At 56.7% G+C, this 5,407-nt stretch carries 3 protein-coding genes and 3 pseudogenes; 3 read left to right on the top strand and 3 right to left on the bottom strand.

Annotated elements, in window-relative coordinates; translation table 11 throughout:
- Positions 1–109: 109 nt before the first annotated feature.
- Positions 110–1,612: a glycosyltransferase family 61 protein gene (locus OJJ21_RS06380; RefSeq protein ID WP_297684297.1), complete on the top strand. Its 1,503-nt coding sequence runs from the start codon at positions 110–112 to the stop codon at positions 1,610–1,612.
- Here OJJ21_RS06380 and OJJ21_RS06375 read toward each other — a convergent pair.
- Entirely contained in the window at positions 1,580–2,389 is an 810-nt protein-coding gene (locus tag OJJ21_RS06375) for a class I SAM-dependent methyltransferase (RefSeq protein WP_297684295.1), read from the bottom strand. The two genes, OJJ21_RS06380 and OJJ21_RS06375, sit on opposite strands and share 33 nt — an antisense overlap.
- 711 nt (positions 2,390–3,100) lie before the next feature.
- Positions 3,101–3,379 (bottom strand): annotated as a pseudogene (locus tag OJJ21_RS06370) (transposase); the annotation flags it as partial.
- Between the two features lie 81 nt (positions 3,380–3,460).
- Between OJJ21_RS06370 and OJJ21_RS06365 the strand changes: the two are divergent.
- Both OJJ21_RS06365 and OJJ21_RS06360 read left to right on the top strand, forming a co-directional pair.
- Positions 3,461–3,688 carry a hypothetical protein gene (locus OJJ21_RS06365; protein ID WP_297684293.1) on the top strand — a complete coding sequence of 76 codons (228 nt, stop codon included), beginning with the start codon at positions 3,461–3,463 and terminating at the stop codon, positions 3,686–3,688.
- A 200-nt stretch (positions 3,689–3,888) separates the two neighbouring features.
- A pseudogene (locus OJJ21_RS06360) lies at positions 3,889–4,707 on the top strand (IS110 family transposase); the annotation flags it as partial.
- A gap of 255 nt (positions 4,708–4,962) precedes the next feature.
- Here the strand turns inward: OJJ21_RS06360 and OJJ21_RS06355 are convergent.
- A pseudogene (locus tag OJJ21_RS06355) lies at positions 4,963–5,354 on the bottom strand (DDE-type integrase/transposase/recombinase); the annotation flags it as partial.
- Between the last annotated feature and the right edge of the window lie 53 nt (positions 5,355–5,407).

Raw genomic sequence — 5,407 nt, 5'->3', positions numbered from 1 at the left:
CCCGATGCGATGGCGCCCTGGCGATCCAAGGGGCGGCTGAAATCGTTCGGGCTTGCCGGCGTTTCGCGTTCCTGAATAAATGCAGCGCTGGCGGCCCGAGTGAGGCGAGATGACAAGATCGACCATCATTGACAACGCTTTTCTGTATCCCGCAACTGATGATTGGGGGAGGGGTAGCTTCCTATACGGCGTTGCCTCGTCTGATCCGACAGATGCCAGAATCGACTTTGGGGCGGCGCAAAATGGCAGGTCGTTAGTAGATCATGTGGGAAGGCGGAAGCTCCATGGAACCTCTCCCCATCACATCGAGGGCCAGTGGCTGTATCTCGGGCCCGCGTCTTCGCATTTTGGTCACTTCCTAAGCGAATGCATTTGGCGATATTGGGCTGTGTCGCAGTTCCGGGATAGCGTACAAGGCGCAGTTATCTTGCCTGACAGAAATACCGCCGTGGCGATGGGTTATGTCTCTAAAATAATGTCGCTGCTTAAATTGCAGATAAATAATATTCGGGCAGTTGATGTTTTTTCGATGGTAGATCGATTAATCGTCCCCGAACCAGGAAAGATGCTTGGCGAAGGAGCAAAGCCGTGGTTCGTCGAGTTTTTAGAGCGGACGTCACCTCCAGAGAGATATTTCGATCCTTCCTTGCCATCAAAAATATTTGTATCACGTCGCAGATTTAAACAGGTAGGACGAGTCGCTGGTTTTGATGGTGTCGCAGATGATTTAGCGCGCGACGGATACTTCGAGTTTCAGCCGGAGCTTTATTCAATAGAGAGGCAGATGCAATTTATTTGCTCAGCCAAGCGCGTGGTTTGGGAGGAAGGATCTGCTGTCCATCTACTCGAGCTTCTTCCCCACGCAAATGGCGAACATATACTATTAATGCGACGATCCACCGGTAGTTATGGTGAAATCGTCAGGGTAATGAGGGAGAAATGCGCATCTCTCGCCGTTTGGGACGATGTTGAGTTTATCTCCAGCCGCCTCCCCTCACATAATAGGATGTCACGCATAAGAAATATTGATGCATTTTCGCAATTTATTTATGATAATACGGGAACTTTTCTGAACAGAGATAAATTTAACTTACACGAAAAGGTCGATGTAATGCTTGCGCTCGCAAAGGAGGGCACAGATCCGTCATCGGTGGCATCGGATATATTTAAGAGCCAGCTTAAGATTGGAGGCGGCGATCCTAACGCAGGATACTCGATTATTTCTCGCAATGATAAAGCTCCTAGACGAGGAGGATCACCTATCCATTCGTGGTTCGTTGACACCCCAGCCCTCGGCGCCTCCAGAGGGATTCCTTACGCCGACGTTGGCGTTGCAGGGTGGCTAGTAATAGCGGATCGCGACTTTGAAAACGTTCATGACTCGAGGATCGTGTTCCGAAGCCGGCATGGGACTGTAACATCCAGATTAGACAGACCGCGACCGGATGTGATTGCAGCTATACTCGGAAGCGCTGTGTCGGCAGAGAGGCAAAAAAACTGCGGTTTCGGTGGCGTCGTACCGGCGAGCTGGGGGCAGTTTGACATTTGCTTCGAGCATGCTGGTGCGAGCCCCCTAACTCTATGTACCATTGAGGTCAATTTCGGTCGTTGAGACCTGCTTTCCTTTGCGATATGTTGCGATCTCGTCGATAATGCTATTCAAAGGCATGCGACGCATCGTGGATTTATGTAGAATCAGGTCGTCATAATTCATTCTGACGAGCGGTTCCATCAACGTATCGTTTAATGGGTCGTGTGCTCTTTGCTGTCGCCATAGCACAGTTTGCCCGTGGTTATTTGCGATGGTTGCAAAAGAGAAGGCTGGAACGTAGGAGGCTATGTAAAATACCAGTTTGTAGACGTCGCCCATCCAGCTTTTGTCCTGAATGTTCAAGGCAGCTCGTACCTTTTGCCACTTAGGAATATCTCGAATTGCCGACTGAAAACCGGAGGGCAGGACATCATCTACAAGGATGATCCCATCATTCGATAATAAAAATTGCGCATTGTTAAAATCACGAAGTGTTTGCTCAAAAGTGTGGAGACCATCGAGAAATACGACATCAAAGGTGTCGGTCGAGGCCGCAACGTTCTCGAAGTAGTCGTCGCTCGTAGTTTCGTGGTACTCAGCCTCCGGGTTTGCAGAAATCGCCTCGCTGACATCGAATAAGAATTTCGGGTCAACTGCGACCTTGTGGCTCGCGCGTATGTTGTGAAATGTCTCGCCGCGATTGACGCCAATTTCAAGATATCGTCTATCGTTCGTCAAGTCGAGAAGCGCATTTACTATGTCGTGACGGAACATGTTATAGCCCGACGTTTGAGGGTTTGGATGGCTCTCAGCAGAAGAATGTTTCAGGTCATAGAAAAAGTAGGTTTGTGACCACATGGACCGAGTGCTGTCGAGGCTAGTCTATTTTGACTCATCATCTGGCGTCATATGAGGACAGCGAGCATTGAGTATGATGTCTAACAGCGATGAGACGGCTTCGGCCGTCGGCAGGATAGTAGCTTGCGAGATATCCTCGATGCTCGGCGCACGGGCGGCATAAATGCTCTCACGACCCTCGCCTAAGCCTTGGAGTTCGTCGCTGCTGAGTTACATTGTTGGTCACTCTTGGCCTCGTCATTCCGTAGTGGGGGCGAGAGGATGTCTGTCATAGCGTTTTGAGTCCTGTTGATAAATCGAAAAAGCTGACTGCCAAGCTTTTCGGATGATGACATCCCGCAGGTGGCGACCCACGTGTCAAAACGGCGTATCGGCAGAATTCTCGAAAGTCTCCAGCGTGTGATGTGAACCGGCGAGCGGTTGGGATAGAGATTCCTTGCTGTCGCTTCTCTCCTGGGAAGATATCGCCGCCATTGTTAACAACACGGCTTCGAGCGCTATCACGTGGCCGCGCAGTCCCTCATTCTCTGAGCTAGACATTCGACCTCAATCGCCCCGCCGCGCTGCACCGCCAAAACGTCGCATATGGCTTGAGAGCGGGCAAGCCGCGCCAAGCCACAACCGTTCACACAGCTCTTCCGGACTGCTGGACACCCCGCTGTTGATTTCCGCGGAGAAGTGATGGAGTGGATGTGACGTTGCCCCCAACTTCTATCCAGCGGTGAGTTCGCTCCGGCGGTGGGGCTTGGCCTGTTCGGCGGTGTGAGCGGTGTGAGCTTCTGGATCTCGCGCGGAGCTTCTGGCTTGGCGCAGCGGCAGATCCCGTCGCGGGTGGAAGGTGGCGGCGAAGGCGGACGGGGTCTGCCAGCCGAGGCCGGAGTGGGGCCGCGATCCATTGTAATCGGACCGCCACACGCTCAAGGCGGCTCTGGCCTGGCTCAGCGCTGAGAACAGGGTCTCGTTCAGGCACTCGTCCCGGAAGCGACCGTTGATGGGGTGGACGGCCCCTGTCGCCCGGCATCGGCGTGGCATGATGGCAGTCGGTCTTTGTCACCCATAAGGAGCCGTCCAATGCAGATCAGTGTCGTCGGTCTCGATATTGCGAAGCAGGTTTTACAGGTGCATGCCGCTGATGGAGAAGGTCATGCTCTCGCGCAGGTAAAGCTTCGCCGTTCTCAGGTCCTGGATTATTTTCGCGAGCTGCCTCCATGCTTGGTCGGCATCGAGGCATGCGCGACTGCGCACCACTGGGCGCGCGAGCTGATCGCGCTGTCAATGCCGCGCGAAACTTCCCCATAAGTGCCGAAGTAAAATTCCCCAGTTCGCCGTTCTCTTCGGAGAGCGTTTCACAAGGGCCATGGCGGCCTGATCTTCAATCCGCCGCCCCGCACACGAAATTCCTGACACTCCCGCGCATCAGGAATACGGGAAGCTTTGCGTCGTGCCATCGGAAACCTCCATCAGGTCCAGTATGGCCGCCCCGCACACGAAATTCCTGACACTCCCCGGTTCGTCTGATGCCGCCGGCCTACGTTAAACCCTACGTCAAGCGCAATAAGACAGATGCCGCCGATGCCGAAGCGATCGCCGAGGCGGTAACCCGCCCGACCATGCGCTTCGTGTCTGTAAAGTCCGCCGAGCAGCAGGCGGCGCTGATGCTGCATCGGACGCGTGAGCTCCTTGTGCGCCAGCGCACTATGCTGGCAAGCAGTTTACGCGCCCATCTGGCCGAGTTCGGCATCATCGCGCCGCAAGGCATCCACCGCGTCGAGAAGCTCGCGGTCGAAGTCCATAGCCCTGCGGTTCCGCCACTCGCGCGCGATGCGCTGATGGTCCTGGTCGACGAGCTTGCCAGCCTTTGGGAGCGGATCGATGTCCTGGAGGCTCAGATCGTCGCCCAGCATCGCGCCGACGAGGTCAGCCGGCGTCTCGCGTCGATTCCGGGCGTCGGGCCGATTACCGCGATGGCAATTGTGAGTACCGTGCCTGATCCGTCGATGTTCCGCTCGGGCCGGGAGTTCGCTGCCTGGCTCGGGCTCACGCCCAAGAGCCACTCAAGCGGCGGCAAAGACAGGTTGGGGCGGATATCGAAGCGCGGCGACCGCTACATCCGACACCTCCTCTATGTTGGTGCAGGCAATGCCATCCGCTTCGCTAAGGCGCGGGCGGCAGGCGGCGAAGCATGGATCCGAGCTCTGCAGGAACGTCGGCCACCCAAGGTCGTGATCATTGCGCTCGCCAACAAGATGGCGCGCATCGCCTGGGCGCTGATGATGCGTGGGGAGAGCTTCCGCCCGCCCGCGGTAGCGGCGGCGTGATCGCAGGCGGGATCCATAGGTTGCGAGGGCGAAAGTGAGGTGATGGCACGACCGGGCGGACCGGGGATCGACAAAGCCCACAGAGCTTGTGGCGCAGCAAAGCGCGTCCCGTTGATGAGGCGTCGATCCGCGAACTCCATCAGGGCCAGCGGTCATGAGATGGGCCGCGCACATAGGCCGCATACATGAACGCACCCGACCCGCGCCTTGCCCCAGCCTTATGACAGCCTTGCAACGCAGGGGCCGTCCATACATGAAGCTCTCGACGAAGCCGTTCTGCATCGGCTTACCGGCGCAATGTAGTGCCACTCGACCTGTGCCGCGTCCGCCCAGGCGAGGATGGCGTTGGAGGTGAACTCGCTGCCATTGTCGCTGACGATCATCTTCGGCCGGCGGCGCTCGGCCAGAAGCCTGTCGAGTTCGCGAGCGACCCTCACCCCGGATAGCGACGTGTCCGCCACCAGCGCCAGGCACTCGCGGGTGCAATCGTCGACGATGGCCAGCATCCGGAAGCGCCGGCCATCGGTCATCTGATCGGCAACGAAGTCGAGCGACCAGCGCTCATTCGGTCGCATCGGGATCATCATCGGCGCCCGCGTCCCGATCGCCCGCTTGCGGCCACCTCGCCGGCGGACCATCAGCCGTTCGGTAAGCGTCGTCCTCAGGCCACGTCACTGAGGGTGGGGTTGGCGGGATAGGC

Source organism: Ferrovibrio sp. (assembly GCF_025869515.1).
In the GTDB taxonomy this organism is placed as follows: domain Bacteria; phylum Pseudomonadota; class Alphaproteobacteria; order Ferrovibrionales; family Ferrovibrionaceae; genus Ferrovibrio.
Note: the sequence above shows the minus strand (reverse complement) of the source record. Positions and strands in the feature narration are given on the sequence as shown.